This is a genomic window from Zooshikella ganghwensis DSM 15267, assembly GCF_000428585.1.
Classification (GTDB): domain Bacteria; phylum Pseudomonadota; class Gammaproteobacteria; order Pseudomonadales; family Zooshikellaceae; genus Zooshikella; species Zooshikella ganghwensis.
The window spans coordinates 1-17,189 of sequence record NZ_AUAF01000022.1 but is presented as its reverse complement, the minus strand read 5'-3'; the positions used below and the strand labels follow the sequence as shown (position 1 = coordinate 17,189).

The window sequence follows — 17,189 nt, the reverse complement described above, 5'->3', positions numbered from 1 at the left end:
TGCAAATGGTATAAATTCAGTAATCGATAATAGCCACTAACAGCGTTCCAAAACAGCACTCACCAACTTCTCTATACCTGCTGATGCCTCACCAATCCGCTGCGCAAGCATATAAGCCGGTGTTGTTACCAACTTGTGCTGTTCATCAATAACAATGTCGTTTACTTTGCAAGACACGTGCTGTGCCCCCATGGTATTGATAGCATCTGCAGTTGCTTGATCATGACCAATCGTACACTTTACTGATTCACCAAAGATTTTAGCCGCCATGACGGGTGCAATACAGATCAAGCCAATCGGCTTAGTTGCTTTTGCAAAGCGTTGACATACTGCAAGTACATCAGGCTGTATTTGCATGGTCTGCCCATCAAAGGCAAATGAACACAAGTTCTTTGCAGCGCCAAACCCACCAGGAAAAATTAATGCATCAAAGTCGTCTTCTCTTAGCTCTGACAAGGACTTTATTTCTCCTCGAGCAATTCGAGCCGCTTCAACCAGTACATGCCTTGTTTCTCCCTCAACTACTTCTCCTGTTACGTGGTTAATCACATGTTGTTGAGGCATATCTGGTGCAAAACATTGGTAGTGTACATTAGCCTTATCAAGGTGTAATAAGGTTAATACCGACTCATGAATCTCAGCCCCATCAAAGACACCACATCCTGATAAAATTACCGCAACACGCTTCATTTCCTCTCCTTGTATTTACAATTTTAAACGCTATCAGTCGAACCACCTGAAGAGCAATCATCATACAACAATGACCTTTAAGAAAAGACAGCCTGCATATTAGGATCAGCTAATAATAATCGTGATACAAACTGTTAACTAGATCTAGTTTTCTTCAAACACATCACCTGAATTAAACAAACCAACCAGCTCAGTGCATATTAAATAGTTTTTTATCATAATATTATGCCTAGTTTTCACGCAAAAGGTTTCCGTTTCAGGAAGATTGTCAAAACACAATTTTTCCTGCACAAAAGTGCTCAATCCATTGTGCTATGTAAGTTTACCAAAAAATAACTTCATTTAATTAAAAATTAATACAAAATTAATTAATATTACCTTCAACATAAGGCTAGCTATTTATTATCAATTAATCTCTACAAAAGCGCTGCAAAAACTGTCTACAGCCCTTTATTTCAAGCAAATTTATTCACTTTCAGAGTAGTCTCCCAAGAATTTTTGACTTCACGCAAATAAAATAAAATAAAACGAATTAGTTGTTTTATTGTCATCTTTTTTTCATGTTAGAATTAATCCCGCAGAAGAGAGGTTAACTACTTATTACTCATTACTTGTTTGGTGTTACCAAACACCGTATCCCTCAGTGAGAATATATAGCCATAGTGAAGGGTAAAGATTCATCACCAAGGGGTTACGTAGCAAGAACCTATATCGAGCTTTATTGTGCTCAGCTAATTAGGATGATAGTTGGCTACATATAAGCCTTGTTATAGGTAACGTGGAACGTTATAAAAAGCAGTAAATAATACCCAAAGTAACGTATACCCATAATAACGGGTATAAATAAAGCAGTACTTCCTGTTACTTTGCTAATCCTACTGGCAAAGTAACAGGCTCTTAATACTGAATATAAAAATTAATGTGTTGCTATGGGAGTAAGCAATAGGTGTAAGCATTATAAAAATATCTACATGTAAAGAAAGCATATACCTTCTGTGCAACTGAATACCCAGGGTAAAGCCAGTAGTGTATGCGTTCTTGCAGTCACACATGCCAAGAGTAGTAGTTATGCAAAAAATTATACTTCCTACAACGTTAGTGGTGGCTTCACTCCTTACATTCTCTGCACATGCAGAAATGACTTATAGCTTTGGTAATGTCAGTATCAACTACCTTGAATGGGATGCAGATACTGAAGTCAAAACCGGTCGCAATAAAGAAGACTTCTCCTATCTTGAAATAGAAGGTGGTGCCGGCTTCAACTGGGGCGAAGTGTACGGGTTTTACGACTTTGAAGAATGGGATAAAAACTCAGATAAACATCGATTTTTCGGTAAAGGTAATGTACGTTACTTCCTAGGCGATCAAGGCTGGCATTTATTTGGACAAGTCTCTGATTTCCGTACGAAAGACTTCGATGAAACCAATACATTTTTAGGTATAGGTAAAAGCTTCAACTTTTCCAATGGTCTGTGGTTAAAAGCTCATGCAGCCATACACCATTCATTCCAAAGTGATAAATATGGTTCTTTTGATGGTCACAATGGCTATCAGTTAGGTGTCGTTTGGGGCAAAGACTTCTCCGCACTAGGTCAAAATTTCACTGTTGCCCAGTGGCATGAGTACGACTTTATGCGTGATGATGACTATATGGCAAGTCATGACGGCTCACCTAATACCTCAGGCTATAATGGCGCAATTTCTGGTTGGTGGCATGTCACTGATCACTTTGATGTCGGTGTTCAATACCGCTATGCTGATGACTACTTAGGATCTCCAACTTACCAAAACGGTACAATACTATCATTGAAGTATAATTTTTAAATAAACTAAATCTCCCTCGTCTAGTTAGTGACAAGTAAGGACGCTGACTACTAACCAACTACAATAAAAATGATGCGTTTCTCCTTAATTAAAGCCAATTTTACATTGGCTTTTTTGTTTTCTTTTTTACGCCTTAATCACAAATAATTAATAGTCCCTTTCTTAAATGAGGAAAAAAGTATTTGATTTTTACTGGAATCTTAGGAAGCTTCGAGTGCTTTCAGCACAATCGATGATAACTCTTCGCTGACAAACTTTGTCAACGCAGCATCTGCACCACTGGCATCAGCCGCTGCAGAAGTAATGCTACTGGATAATGACGTATGTAATAAAATATACATTGATGATAAATCTTGGTCCTTGCGTATCTCTCGCGTAAGTGTATAACCATCCATTTCAGGCATTTCAATGTCAGAAATAATCATATCTACATGCCTTCCCTGTTGGTGCAAGTTACGCAGTAAATCCAGCGCTTCCTTCCCATCATTCGATACAACATACTTAACAGGGAGTTTATCCAGTGTTTGACAAATCTGCTTTCTTGCCATGCTGGAGTCGTCAACAACCATGATTAATTTATCTTTTAGGATAGCAATTTGTTCCGGCAATAATTGCAATTTAAGCAGTGAGCTCCCTATGTGCTCTGGCACTACTTCATTTAACACTTTTTCAACATCGATAATTTCTATCATATCTTTGTCAAAAGAAGTTACCCCAGTCACATAACTCCCTTTTCCTGTAGCTTTTGGAGGCGGTAAAATATCTTTCCAGCTCAAGCTGACGATACGCTCTACTTCCCCCACTAAAAAACCCTGCATTGTACGGTTAAACTCTGCAATAATTATATTTATCTTACCTTGAGTATCACGTAGCGGTATCAGCCCAATTGCCTGAGCCAAGTCGATTACACTCAGAGGGGTGCCCCTTAACTTGGCAATACCTACTATGGCGGGATGTGCTTGCGGGAGTTGGGTAAGCTTTTGCGTTGGAATAATTTCTTTAATTTTTAGTACATTAATTCCATAGCGCTGTTTACCGCATAATCGGAATAGCAACAAATCCTGCCCTAAGTGGCGCTGATCACTGTTATTAGATTGACTTATTCCTGTCATATTCACTCTCTAATGGGCAGTCCGAGGATTAACTCTACTACTAATCCCTTTAAGTAACCTTATTTAATTACAGTAGTTTAGCAAAGATTATCCCCTACGCACTCTTGCAAGAACTTGAAGTATCGTTTCCGAATTGTTTCACTTTCGTTAGCTAAATGATGTTTAGCTGATGGCAGAATGAGTTTTTTGGGTTGGGTAAAAATTTTATCTAGCACTTTTAAATTATGCTGCCAGTCAACTGTCAAGTCCTGTTCTCCTTGAATAATAATAGGGGTAAGAGGACTTTTACGGCTGTTTTCAATTTCTTTAATCCAATGATGAAGTGCACCTACCCACTCGACAGATAAATTAGCTGGCTGCAAGGGATCAGCATGACGAATAAACTCCACAAATGAGCTATCTGTAGAGTTAGCAGTATAACGCCTATTAAGACGTCGAATAAAAGGCTTTAGTAAAAAATATGCAAACAACGACTGGCGCCATGCTCTTGGTCTTACAAGGGGAGCTAATAATACAACATGTTGAAATGGACTCGTCGTAAGATCAAACTGATTCCGCTGCAGGTAATCAATCGTTACCGCCCCTCCCGTACTTTGCCCTATTATGTGCCATGGCTTAGGTAACTGATTCTCTGAAAATTGCAAACAGCGCGAAAGCGCACTTTCATATTCTGAGAACATTTGAATAGATGCTCTTGAACCTGAAGACAATCCATGCCCAGGCAGATCAAAAGCAAATACATCAAACCCCTGCTCAAGTAAAAAGCGAATGACATGCTTATATAAACCTATATGGTCATAATACCCATGTAACAAGAAAAAACAGCCTTTCGGGTTAGGCTGTTTATAAACATGACAAGCAACCATGTAAGGAGGTGATTCCAGCCAGCCAAAATAATGTGCTACATCAGGCAATTGCTTCGCAAAATCAATTCCATAATAGCTAAAGTAAGCTAGCTCCTGTGCTGTTGGTTGCAGGGGAGATTCTAATGACAAAGGCCTAAAACCTTGTTGCAAGTGTTCTAAAAAAAATGGAAGCGTTTTCATCAGTAGCCTATTTCTTACACTTTTTTATAAAAAAATACCTATTAACTGCCTTATAACATTTTCACTAAACAGAGCAAACGTTAAAGACTAAGTTTTTTACAAAGATCTGAAGTAACTTTGGCCCTGCCTTAACATCCTCTTTATATAATTACCTGCTAAACTTTATATTGTCTGACAATTTTATGACGTATGACTGAATAGAGTCTTCAGCATCTGCTCAGTCGCACAATGAGGAAATATTAATAAAATCAAATAATTTTCTTAATAACACTGTATAACAAGGACAGTTTACATGTTACCCCCCTATTACTTTCTATTAGCCTATCTGGTTTCTATGATTCCATTTATTGGCTGGTACCTTGGTGGTACCTGGAATTTATTATTTTTACTTTTTTATCTACTTTTCCCCGCAGTAGACCTTGTTCTTGGTCGCAGTAAACAAAACCCTACCCCGCTACAAGAGCAACAGCTTCTCAATGACTATCGTTATAAAGTGATTATTTGTGGATTTTGTTGTGTCCAGCTTGGCTATCTGATGTTAGGACTTTATAGTGCAAAGTTCGAAGTTTGGAGCTCCACATTAGCACTGTCATTGAGTACAGGATTTCTGGTATTTGCTGGTGCTATCAACATTTCTCATGAACTCATACATCGCAATACTAAGCATGAACGTATGCTCGGTGGCTTTATGCTAATGCTCGTGGGTTATGCAACCTTTAAAGTAGAACATGTAAGAGGTCATCATGTTAATGTCGCAACACCGCATGATGCTTCAACCGCAAAGCTTGGTCAGTCAATTTATTTATTTCTTCCCCAAGCAATTATCAGAAATATTATCCAAGGATTTAAATTAGAAGCCACTCGTTTAGCAAAGAAAAAGTTACCTTTCTGGCATTGGCAAAATGAATTACTTTGGTGGAGTGCGGGAACATTGTTGCTATGGACAAGCTTTGCACTATGGGCTGGTTGGCAAGGTTTGATGTTTATATGGGTAAGTTCGATCTGCGCAATCATTTCACTAGAAATAGTCAATTATGTAGAGCATTACGGCTTGGTTCGCAAGCAACTACCTGATGGTCGATATGAGCGTGTCAGTCCAATACATTCATGGAATGCCAGTGAAATTTTCTCAAATGCAGGACTTTTTAATTTACAACGTCACTCAGATCACCATGCTCATCCCGCCAGACGCTACCAAATATTGCGTCACTTTGATGAAAGTCCGCAATTACCTTCAAGTTATGGCGCCATGATGTTACTTGCTTTAATCCCTCCTCTTTGGCGGCAGATAATGGATCCTCGGGTTATTCACTACCAACAAACCCAAAAACAAGTATTTGGCTAAAGGATAATATACACCCCTCACGAATCATTCTTAGGTGTCAAAATAAAGTAGTATATACTCACAGCGAAGGGTTATTTAGGCGAGACCACCGAGCGATGAAGCCCCAGGAGTTTAGATAAACTAAATGACTGGGGTGAAGAGCGATGGTAACAAAGCCTAAAAATCATTCGCGAAGAGTATACAAAAGCCTCAGCCACTTTTTAGGAATTTCTGAGGCTTTAGAAGAATTAACAACTGCAACGATTAATGTTTATTTTAGACTATTATAAAATGCAGCTAAATCGGCAATATCCTGATCACTTAAGTTAGCTGCTTGAGCATGCATAACAACCGCCTGCCCTCCTTGCCGCTGTTTTGCTCGATATGCTTTTAGAGAGCTTTCCAAATAGGCAGCATTCTGGCCTGCCAAGTGAGGATAAATAGGTATTTTGGCATAACCATCTTCACCATGACAGGCATTACATATTTTTGCTTTATTCTTACCGGCTTCAACATCTCCAGCTGCACTGACATACATGGCACTCATACTAAAGAAGGGTAAAAATAATACTAAAAAAAACTTCCTAATAAACACCGACATAAAATTCCTCATAGGCTAATCCACGGCTAATAAATAGTAACTTCTACTGGTTAATAATTAATTTACAGGCAGATCATAGCCTATTTTCACCCAGCTAGACTAGGGAAATTAAAAATGACATTTTTATGTAAATTTAAAGAAATTATCGCTTATCAAGCTCAGCATTTAAAAGCTTGAGATAACGCGCATCAACCTTTCCCATTTTCTCGTCAGCAAAAACCTGCCACTGGGGTCTACTGCAAAATAGGTATATACTTGAGCGCTAATTTCATACACCGTGAAAGGGAGAGCTTGCATATGTCCAAGCAGTTTGTTGTTCGCCAGTTTCCTGGAACACGCATGCGTAGAATGCGCTACGATTCTTTTTCTCGTCGCTTAATGCGTGAACATAGCTTATCCACGAATGACTTGGTGTATCCTATTTTTGTTATAGAGGGTGATCAGCAGCGAGAGCCTATTCCCTCCATGCCTAATATTGAGCGTCTGAGTATTGATCAACTCATCATCGAATGTAAGACACTTGTTGCGTTAGGTATTCCTGCAATTGCCCTATTTCCGGCACCAGATGCCTCTGTAAAATCAGAAGATGCAAAAGCAGCCTATGACCCTGATGGATTAATGCAACGTGCTATTCGTTCAGTCAAAAATGCCTTTCCTGATTTAGGCATTATTACAGATGTAGCACTCGATCCTTATACAACACACGGCCAAGACGGCATCATCGACGAGTCAGGTTATGTATTAAATGACATCACGGTAGAGGTTTTAGTAAAGCAGGCTCTTGCCCAGGCTCAAGCTGGAGCTGATATGGTTGCTCCCTCTGATATGATGGATGGACGTATTGGCACCATACGACAAGCACTGGAAACTGAAGGATTAATTAATACACGTATTATGGCTTATTCTGCTAAATATGCATCAGCCTACTACGGTCCTTTTCGAGATGCGGTAGGCTCCAGTGCTACGTTAGGCAAAAGTAACAAATATACCTATCAAATGGACCCTGCAAACAGTGATGAAGCACTACAAGAGGTAGCGCTAGATTCGCAAGAAGGTGCAGATGTGGTAATGGTCAAGCCTGGTATGCCTTACTTAGATATTGTTTATCGCGTTAAAAAGGAACTTCAGGTCCCTGTTTTTGTCTACCAGGTGAGTGGAGAGTACGCAATGCACAAAGCTGCCGCAGCAAATGGATGGTTGGATAATAATAGTGTCATGCTAGAAAGCTTAATCGCGATGAAGCGCGCGGGTGCAGATGCAATTTTCACCTACTTCGCCAAAGAAGCAGCTGAACTCATTCACTCAGCCTAATTATCATAATTTTTTTACTTAGCTATACCCTTGGCCAACCTTTATGAAACAGTATTATAAGCCAAACCGGTAAACGCCAAGAACTTCGTGCTATAAAGTAATTCGCGCTAAGGGTATAGTAATCAGCATCATGAAGCACTTATACAACAGCTACCTATTAATCATGTTTTATGTAGGGATACCCAGCACGGTGGTGGTTGTTGGATCACTTAACGACACAAGTTTTCAGACGCTATAATGAATATTAATCAGACCATCGACTATTTGGTCCGTACTGCTTAGCAAGGAGTATTATGAACTTGTCTGCCAGTCAAGACATTCAAGAGGTTGCTAGCGAACCTGTTGAAGAGCCAAGCAAAATCACTGACTTATCAAACCCCGACTATTACATTAATCGAGAACTTAGCCATCTTGAATTTAATGCCCGGGTTCTGGAACAGTCCTTGAATGAATCATACCCTTTGCTTGAACGTTTAAGATTTCTGCTGATTTTTGGCAGTAATATGGACGAATTTTTTGAAATTCGTGTTGCCGGACTAAAACAACAAATTAATTTTGCCCGAGAAAAATCGGGGCTAGATGGTAAACAGCCGCAACAGGTGTTAGCTGAAATAGCCCAAAAAACTCATGAATTGGTTAATAAACAATATCAAATTTTAAATGATGTACTACTCCCTAAGTTAGAAGAGCAAAATATCTGCTTCCTGCGGCGCACACAATTTACGCCAAAGCAAGCAGCCTGGATACAGGATTACTTCAACCAGCAAATTCTGCCTGTTATTAGCCCTATCGGGCTAGACCCAGCACACCCATTCCCTAGGTTAGCCAATAAAATTCTCAACTTTATTGTTTCTTTAGAAGGCAAAGATGCCTTTGGTCGGGAAACTGGTATGGCCATTATCCCGGCCCCCCGTTCACTGCCTCGACTCATCAAACTCCCAGAAGAACTCAGTAACGGAAAAGTGTGCTATGTCTTTTTATCTTCAATGATTCACAGCCATGTAGAAGATCTCTTCCCTGGCATGACCGTTAAAGGCTGCTATCAGTTTCGCTTAACACGTAACAGTGACCTCACCCTCGACTCAGAAGAAGTCGAAGACCTCGCAAGAGCACTCCAAGGGGAGCTTTGGTCTAGACGCTATGGTGATGCAGTTCGTTTAGAAGTAGTTGCCAACTGCCCGCAACCTTTGACGAACTTTCTATTAAAGCAATTCAATCTGACTGAGCAAGAGCTTTATCAAGTTGATGGTCCCGTCAACCCAGGCCGCTTAATGAGTGTTTGCAATAGTGAAGACCACTCAAGCTTACAATATGATCCTTTTAGCCCGGGTTTTCCGAAAGCACTGGTTAAAAATGAGGATTTACTGGGCGCTATCAAAAAAAATGACATTTTACTTTTACACCCTTTTGAGTCCTTCACCCCCGTTGTTGATGTTTTACGTCAAGCAGCAAAAGATCCTAATGTATTAGCAATAAAACAAACCTTATATCGTACTGGTGCTAATTCAGAAATTGTCAGTGCCATGGTTGATGCTGCACGTAATGGTAAAGAAGTCGTTGCGGTCATAGAAATTCGTGCACGTTTTGATGAAGAGGATAATCTGCAATTAGCCAGCCGGCTGCAAGAAGCGGGCGCAGTCATTGTTTATGGTGTAGTAGGTTATAAAACCCATGCCAAAATGGCATTGATTATTCGCCGCGAAGGGAAAACAATGCAGCGTTATGCGCATTTGGGCACCGGTAATTATCATGCAGTCAATGCGCGAATTTACACCGATTATAGTTTTTTAACCTGCAATAAAGTATTAACTGAAGATGTACATCAGCTGTTCCAGCAACTAACAGGTATGGGTAAAGCTGTGCAGGTGAAAAAACTACTCCATGCACCTTTTACCCTAAAGAAAACCATACTGGAACTGATTTATAACGAAGCGCATAACGCAAAAGAAGGAAAGCCCGCCAAAATTATTATTAAAGTCAACTCCATGACCGAGGCAAAAGTTATTAAAGCACTTTATCGTGCTGCCCAGGCAGGGGTGGAGATAGATTTAATTGTTCGAGGCACTTGTTGCGTACGTCCAGGTATAAAAGGGCTATCTGATAATATCAGGGTCCGCTCTATTGTAGGTCGCTTTTTAGAGCATACCCGAGTCTACTACTTTTGTAATGACAATAATCCACGGGTCTTTTGCTCTAGTGCTGACTGCATGGAGCGTAACCTTGATCGCCGTGTAGAAACTGCCTTCCCTGTTGAAAACCCTAAACTTGCCTTACGCATTAAAAAAGAACTTGATATTTACTTGAGTGATAACTGTATGAGCTGGGAGCTGCAAACCGATGGCAGTTACATCCAGAATCATCCTCCTGAAGGAGAGTCTGACAAAAACGCCCAGCTTATCCTATTGGAAAAACTTGCACGGTAGCACTCAAATATTGGACGGTTTCTAACGTTCCTTTGTAACAGTGCACATCATAATCATTTTTTCTGATGTGCGCTGTTTACAGCAAACGCTTTTTCTTTATTGTGTTCTTTTTATTCACAGCCATCAATTTATTACTGAACAGACAAACTAAAACCTGCCTTAGTGAGATACTGTTGCTCCTGCTCAAAATCCGCCTGTGTTAATGGATGCTCAGCTAACCACCCAGCCCCCAGTGTTAAGCTCAGACCAGAAGATGTTGGCACTAAACTATAGTCGGGCAACAGCTCATCATCTCGAACATGATTGAGTAAAATCGCAATCCTTAGCAAGATAGCAAGTTTATTCATACGCGTTGCGACACCAGGGACTAAATCAAAAAATGCATCTTCTGAAAGTGCACGCCGGTGACAGCGTACTAACATCGCTAAACGTAACTGATCATCTCGTGAAAAACCCAGCAAGTCTGCATGTTTGATAATATAAGCACCATGCTTATGAAATTGGGCATGAGAAATATCCAGGCCAATTTCGTGTAACTGGGCAGCCCAACCAAGCAACTGTCGGTCTTCTGCCTCTAAAAACCAAGCTTTGCTTACTTGATCAAAACATTTGATAGCGTGTTTACACACCCGCTTGGCATGTTTCATATCGACATGATAACGACGCATTAAAGCCTGAACCGTCTTATTCCGGACATCGACATGATGAAAGCGGCCCAGCATGTCATACAGTAAACCTTCTCGTAACGCTCCATCAGAATACGCCATCTTTGGTATTTGAAACGCTTCAAAAACCGCCATCAATATAGCAAGCCCTGCGGGAAAAATACCAACACGATCAGGTTTGAGTGCTGGTAAGCTAAGATTATCCACATGTCCTGCCGCAATCACTTGTCGACGAAGATGCTCTAGCCCTTCTAACGTAATACCAGAACCTGTCATGCCCAACCCTTGCAGGACAAATGCAATAGATTTCACCGTACCTGATGAGCCTATAGCTACTGACCAGGCATTTTGTTGACAGTCTTCAACTATATTCAGGAGTTCTAATCGAGCTGCATAATAGGCCGCTTGAAAATTTTGGGCACTCAGCAAACCCTCTTGAAAAAAACGTTTAGTGTAGACCACACACCCCATATGAAGACTTTCCAGGAGTGTCGTATTAAACCCTTTGCCAATGGCAAACTCGGTACTTCCTCCACCAATATCAACAACCAAACGGGCCTCATCTTGTCCAGCCATAGTATGTGCAACTCCCTGGAAAATGAGTCGCGCCTCTTCACGGCCAGCAATCACATCAACGGCATGACCTAACACATTTTCGGCCGCTGCAAGAAACTCATCGGCATTGGTTGCAATACGTAGTGCATTGGTACCAACCACTCTTATGTGCTGAGCAGGTAAACCTCTAACATACTGGGCAAATCGACTTAAACAGGCCAGACCTCGCTCCATGGCTTCAGTACTTAGCACACCTTGATCATCTAATCCTGCTGCTAACTGAACTTTTTCACCTAAACGCTCAATAGGCCTAATCTCATCACCTTCCTGCCTCGCAACAATCATGTGAAAACTGTTTGAACCTAGATCAATTGCTGCGATCAGGGACTGGTCATTATGTTCTGAGCGGGATATGCTATCGGTCATCAGCAGTCCAAATTGGCTAATTTTTGTTATTATCTGAGTGGATGTCTAAAATCCACCAAGGCAACAACAACTACAACAAATTAATAACAAATAACAACAAGTCAGTATCACAATACTGCAATTTAATGGGTCATCTTAGCGAATTGTTTGCTTAAGGAACAGAGTGCTATCATAGGCCCCATTTTGTTTTGGAATATATCTTGGAGAAACTGCGACATGAGCGAACATATCAAGCATGTAACTGACGACTCATTTGACCAGGACGTCCTCAACGCTGAAGGCCCTGTACTGGTTGATTACTGGGCTGAGTGGTGTGGCCCCTGCAAAATGATTGCGCCCGTATTAGATGCGATTGCAGAAGAATACGCAGGCAAACTGACTATATGCAAGATGGATATTGACAAGAACGAAAAAACACCGCCCAAGTACGGCGTACGTGGTATACCCACATTAATGTTATTCAAAAATGGTAATGTTGAAGCAACAAAAGTAGGGGCTTTATCGAAGTCTCAGCTGACTGCTTTTCTTGATAGCAATATCTAAAGTTTAGCCATTTTCCTTGTCAGCTCAGTGCAGCGTAGCCTGCACTGTTTCCTTAACAGAATCACATTCCCCCCCTTGTTAACAGTGACTCATACAACGTTTACAGCATATTCCTATTTTTTTCTGGACTAAGGAGTAGACTGAATCTATTATCAGTGTTAGATTATGCACACTAGCCTAATTGAGTGCAGGAAGCTATTCTTATTACAGTAATCAGCTGTGAGTCCTTGTTAGTGATACCCCTGAAGACTATAGGTGATATCCTCTAAGGTATTGACTATAAGGTATTAAAAAGTCAGCTGTGTCGAAGTAAGCAGTCTCATAACAAGAAATACCAACCTTATGTGTTACTTGTAGTTGAGATTTTCTCGTAATACGCTATCTATTGTTATACTGTAATCTGTAATTAAGTTATGCTGTAATTTAGTTACGTTAGTTAACTGCAGAAGCTAATATTTTGTTGTAAAACAAAGAAAAACTGAAAAGATAGAAATTCAAAAACACGACATACTTTACAAAAACTAATTTACAAGCAATAGTGCGATCGAGAAACGAACTGTACAAAATAATTGTACAAACGAAATATAGAATATTCGATTCAAACAATACTTACCAAATTAGTAATTATCAAACACATACCTTAGTTTCTGCTATCACTACAGCAACTTAGTATACCTTTCATTGTTATTTCATATAACCCGCTATGAATCTTACCGAATTAAAGCAAAAACCCGTCCCAGAATTGCTGGAAATTGCAAGTCAAATGGGACTAGACAACTTAGCCAGATCCCGGAAACAGGATGTAATTTTTTCAATACTGAAGCGTCACGCCCGTAGTGGTGAAGATATTTATGGCGACGGTGTACTTGAAATATTGCAAGATGGCTTTGGTTTCCTGCGCTCTGCTGACAGCTCTTACCTAGCAGGCCCTGATGATATCTATGTATCCCCCAGCCAAATTCGCCGTTTCAATTTACGTACAGGCGATACTATTTCTGGCAAGATACGCCCTCCTAAAGATGGCGAACGTTATTTTGCCCTGCTGAAAGTTAATGAAATTAACTTTGGCAAACCAGAAAATGCAAAAAATAAAATATTATTTGAAAATTTAACACCATTATTTCCTCAAGAACGTCTGTTAATGGAAGCCGGTAATGGCTCCACAGAAGATTTAACAGCACGAATCATTGACTTAGTTGCACCCTTCGGGAAAGGACAACGTGGCTTGATTGTTTCTCCGCCAAAGGCAGGTAAAACATTAATGCTACAGAATATTGCGTCCAATATTTCCCGTAATAACCCCGAGTGCCACCTTATTGTACTTCTCATCGACGAACGTCCAGAGGAAGTAACTGAAATGGCCCGCTCTGTGCGCGGTGAAGTGGTCGCCAGTACGTTTGATGAACCCCCATCTCGTCACGTTCAAGTGGCAGAAATGGTTATTGAAAAAGCCAAGCGACTTGTTGAGCATAAAAAAGATGTTGTCATTTTATTAGACTCTATCACTCGTCTTGCCAGAGCATACAACACAGTCATTCCATCATCAGGTAAAGTACTCACAGGTGGTGTTGATGCACATGCATTGGAAAGACCAAAGCGTTTCTTTGGTGCTGCACGTAATATTGAAGAAGGCGGCAGTTTGACTATTATCGCTACCGCTCTGGTAGATACTGGCTCCAAGATGGATGAGGTGATCTACGAAGAGTTTAAAGGTACGGGTAACATGGAACTGCACCTTGACCGGCGCATTGCTGAAAAACGTGTTTTCCCTGCTATTAACATTACTCGCTCAGGTACTCGCCGCGAAGACTTACTCACGACAGAAGAAGAGCTTCAACGCATGTGGATTTTGCGGAAAATACTTCACCCAATGGATGAAATTGCCGCCATTGAATTTCTCGCTGACCGCATGAAAGATACTCGAACCAATGAAGAGTTCTTCCAGTCTATGAAGCGGAAATAAAAGTCTATAGGGCACCTCTAAATAGATAACCGCCTACTAAAGTGGGTGGTTTTGATCTGAAGTACGTTTTTGGAGTGATCACTATTAGACAAATATAAATAATTCCCTTACAAACCGTCCCTTTTGTCATAATTCAGGGCTGGCTATAATGCTGATCTGAATGAGATATTTTGGACTCCAATGAAATACAAAGATCTTCGAGACTTTATCAAGCAGTTAGAAAAAAAGGGTGAACTCAAACGAATCAAACACCCTGTTGATCCCTATTTAGAAATCACCGAAATTGCTGACCGAACCTTACGCCGACAAGGCCCTGCCCTTCTGTTTGAATCCCCTAAAGGCTCTTCAATTCCTTTATTAGCCAACCTTTTTGGCACACCTGAGCGCGTTGCTTATGGTATGGGTGCTGAGTCTGTTGCCCATTTACGAGAAATCGGTCAGTTGCTGGCTTACTTGAAAGAGCCTGAGCCACCGAAAGGGATGAAGGATGCCTGGGAAAAGTTACCCATCTTCAAGCAAGTCATGCACATGAGTCCTAAACAGGTTCGAACAGCCCCTTGCCAACAGGAAATTTTCGAAGCCTCAGATGTTGATCTCACCACATTACCTATTCAAACCTGCTGGCCAGGAGATGTAGCCCCTTTAGTGACCTGGCCACTGGTGATTACCCAAGGCCCACATAAGCCACGTTATAATTTAGGCATTTATCGAATGCAGCTACTGGGCCGCAATAAACTTATCATGCGCTGGTTATCACACCGAGGTGGAGCAATAGACTATCAAGAATGGCAAAGTGTTAACCCAGGTAAGCCTTTTCCTGTCGCAGTTGCCTTAGGTGCTGACCCAGCCACTATTTTAGGGGCTGTCACACCAGTTCCCGACACTTTAAGCGAATATGCATTTGCAGGCCTGCTGCGAGGTAGTAAAACAGAACTAGTGAAGTGCCACACTTCAGACTTACAAGTGCCCGCCAGTGCAGAAATTGTACTAGAAGGTTATATTTACCCGGATGAGCTGGCCCCGGAAGGTCCCTACGGTGATCACACAGGCTACTACAATGAAGTTGATAACTTCCCTGTTTTTACCGTAGAGTGCATAACGCATCGTAAAAACCCCATTTATCACAGTACCTATACAGGCAGACCACCTGATGAGCCAGCCATTTTAGGCGTTGCTCTCAATGAAGTCTTCGTACCCATTTTGCAAAAGCAGTTTCCAGAAATTGTTGACTTTTATTTGCCCCCTGAAGGTTGCTCATATCGGCTTGCTGTTGTGACCATCAAAAAACAGTATCCAGGTCATGCTAAAAGAGTCATGTTGGGTGTATGGTCATTCCTACGACAGTTCATGTATACCAAATTTGTTATTGTTACCGATGATGATGTCGATGCCCGAAACTGGCAAGATGTAATATGGGCAATGACAACACGCATGGACCCCCAGCGTGATATGACATTTGTTGATCAAACGCCTATTGATTATCTTGACTTTGCTTCACCTGTATCAGGTTTAGGTTCTAAGGTTGGGATGGATGCCACCAATAAATGGCCTGGTGAAACAAACCGAGAGTGGGGCAAACCCATTGTGATGACGGAAACTGTTAAACAACGAGTTGATGAGTTATGGGACCAATTAAATATAATGTAACGAAAATAAATAGCATGTGAAATTATAATTGTGGAGCACCAGCAGTGACTACCAAAACCTTAGCAGTGAACATCTACAGTATTGATCGCCTCCCTAATGATATTTTCCGTGTTCGCCTTCAACAAACTACTGAACAACTACCTTCTTTTTATGCTGGTCAATATTTAATAGTACAGTTACCCAATCAACAACAATGTCCTTTATCTATTGCCAGTGCGCCTGAACACTACCATAACCATGATTATCAGCTTGAACTTCATATTCAGTACTTGCCAAATAGCGAACTTTCAAAACAAGTTATTGAATACATTCAACAACAAAAAACACTCTCCATTACTTTACCATTGGGAAATTGCCATCTAGCGACAATACCCAATAAACCATTGGTATTTATTGCTGCAGGTACCGGTTTTGCGCAAATGAAAAGCATGTTAGAACATTGTTTTGCGCAAAAACACCCTTATCCACTGCACCTATATTGGGGAGCAAGATTATCTGAACAGTTTTATTTAAAAGCACTTCCTCAACAATGGGCTAAAGAAAATAAAATAGTTTTTCACCCTGTTGTAAGCGACTCAGCCATTGAAGATGAAGTATACCGTTCAGGTTTATTAATCGAAGCCGTTCATGAAGATTTAGCAAGCATAAAAGATGCTTTCTTTTATATTAGCGGCTCTCCCACCATGGTTTATGCTACATTTGATGGACTTATCAGTGAGGGTATCGCTGCTGATCATGTTGCTGCGGATGTTTTTGATTACGCTCCCAGAAAAAAATAGGGCATGGTTCAGAAATAGGTGTTTTGAGTGAACACTTGACGAGCGCAGATCTACTACAGAAGCAGCATAAAAAATGATTTTCACAGAAGAAGTTTAGGCGTGGCTAAACGGCTTTCTTAAACCGTTGATACCCTAACAGTTCCAGCCAGTGAGCATGGGGTTTGCCTGTTAAGGCTTCCGCTGGTGTCTTTCCTACTAGATAAGCATGATGGCTACGCTGAAAAGCCCGGTGATTTAAAATAAATTGATAAAGCGCCAGCTGCTTATTCGTCACCTGCTT

Annotated in this window: 13 protein-coding genes; 8 read left to right on the top strand and 5 right to left on the bottom strand. The window is 40.8% G+C overall.

Annotated features, from left to right (window positions below; translation table 11 throughout):
- Positions 1–36 precede the first annotated feature (36 nt).
- Positions 37–690, bottom strand: coding sequence for an isoprenoid biosynthesis glyoxalase ElbB (gene elbB, locus F607_RS0107365; protein WP_027707575.1), 654 nt, complete (start codon positions 688–690; stop codon positions 37–39).
- A gap of 1,068 nt (positions 691–1,758) precedes the next feature.
- Here elbB and F607_RS0107360 point away from each other — a divergent pair.
- Positions 1,759–2,514, top strand: a complete 756-nt coding sequence (locus F607_RS0107360) for an outer membrane protein OmpK (protein WP_027707574.1) — start codon at positions 1,759–1,761, stop codon at positions 2,512–2,514.
- Positions 2,515–2,714: 200 nt separating this feature from the next.
- On the opposite strand, the gene F607_RS0107355 is transcribed toward F607_RS0107360, so the two are convergent.
- Both F607_RS0107355 and F607_RS0107350 read right to left on the bottom strand, forming a co-directional pair.
- The gene (locus F607_RS0107355; protein WP_027707573.1) at positions 2,715–3,626 is read right to left on the bottom strand and encodes a chemotaxis protein; all 912 of its coding nucleotides are present in this window, start codon (positions 3,624–3,626) and stop codon (positions 2,715–2,717) included.
- Between the two features lie 77 nt (positions 3,627–3,703).
- On the bottom strand, positions 3,704–4,672 hold the full coding sequence (locus F607_RS0107350; RefSeq protein ID WP_027707572.1) for an alpha/beta hydrolase: 969 nt from the start codon (positions 4,670–4,672) through the stop codon (positions 3,704–3,706).
- A gap of 292 nt (positions 4,673–4,964) precedes the next feature.
- Here F607_RS0107350 and F607_RS0107345 point away from each other — a divergent pair, with 292 nt between their 5' ends.
- Complete coding sequence (locus F607_RS0107345; protein WP_038290493.1) at positions 4,965–6,017, top strand: alkane 1-monooxygenase; 1,053 nt, start codon at positions 4,965–4,967, stop codon at positions 6,015–6,017.
- Positions 6,018–6,267: 250 nt separating this feature from the next.
- Here F607_RS0107345 and F607_RS0107340 read toward each other — a convergent pair whose 3' ends face one another.
- Complete coding sequence (locus tag F607_RS0107340; protein ID WP_038290491.1) at positions 6,268–6,597, bottom strand: c-type cytochrome; 330 nt, start codon at positions 6,595–6,597, stop codon at positions 6,268–6,270.
- A gap of 297 nt (positions 6,598–6,894) precedes the next feature.
- Between F607_RS0107340 and hemB the strand changes: the two genes are divergently transcribed.
- Together hemB and ppk1 are read left to right on the top strand one after the other, a co-directional pair.
- Complete coding sequence (gene hemB / locus F607_RS0107335) at positions 6,895–7,908, top strand: porphobilinogen synthase (protein WP_027707569.1); 1,014 nt, start codon at positions 6,895–6,897, stop codon at positions 7,906–7,908.
- A 293-nt stretch (positions 7,909–8,201) separates the two neighbouring features.
- Entirely contained in the window at positions 8,202–10,331 is a 2,130-nt protein-coding gene (gene ppk1, locus F607_RS28580) for a polyphosphate kinase 1 (protein ID WP_051311069.1), read from the top strand.
- Positions 10,332–10,462: 131 nt separating this feature from the next.
- Here the strand turns inward: ppk1 and ppx are convergent, their stop codons facing one another.
- The gene (gene ppx / locus F607_RS0107325) at positions 10,463–11,977 is read right to left on the bottom strand and encodes an exopolyphosphatase (RefSeq protein WP_211233608.1); all 1,515 of its coding nucleotides are present in this window, start codon (positions 11,975–11,977) and stop codon (positions 10,463–10,465) included.
- A gap of 216 nt (positions 11,978–12,193) precedes the next feature.
- On the opposite strand from ppx, the gene trxA reads away from it, so the two are divergent.
- The 4 genes from trxA to F607_RS28575 all read left to right on the top strand — a co-directional run bounded on the left by trxA (position 12,194) and on the right by F607_RS28575 (position 16,909).
- Complete coding sequence (gene trxA / locus F607_RS0107320; RefSeq protein WP_027707567.1) at positions 12,194–12,520, top strand: thioredoxin TrxA; 327 nt, start codon at positions 12,194–12,196, stop codon at positions 12,518–12,520.
- Between the two features lie 703 nt (positions 12,521–13,223).
- Positions 13,224–14,483, top strand: coding sequence for a transcription termination factor Rho (gene rho / locus F607_RS0107315; RefSeq protein ID WP_027707566.1), 1,260 nt, complete (start codon positions 13,224–13,226; stop codon positions 14,481–14,483).
- Between the two features lie 180 nt (positions 14,484–14,663).
- Complete coding sequence (gene ubiD, locus F607_RS0107310; protein WP_027707565.1) at positions 14,664–16,130, top strand: 4-hydroxy-3-polyprenylbenzoate decarboxylase; 1,467 nt, start codon at positions 14,664–14,666, stop codon at positions 16,128–16,130.
- 44 nt (positions 16,131–16,174) lie between these two features.
- Positions 16,175–16,909 (top strand): NAD(P)H-flavin reductase, encoded by a 735-nt coding sequence (locus tag F607_RS28575; protein ID WP_051311067.1) that lies wholly within the window; start codon positions 16,175–16,177, stop codon positions 16,907–16,909.
- Positions 16,910–17,189: the final 280 nt, after the last annotated feature.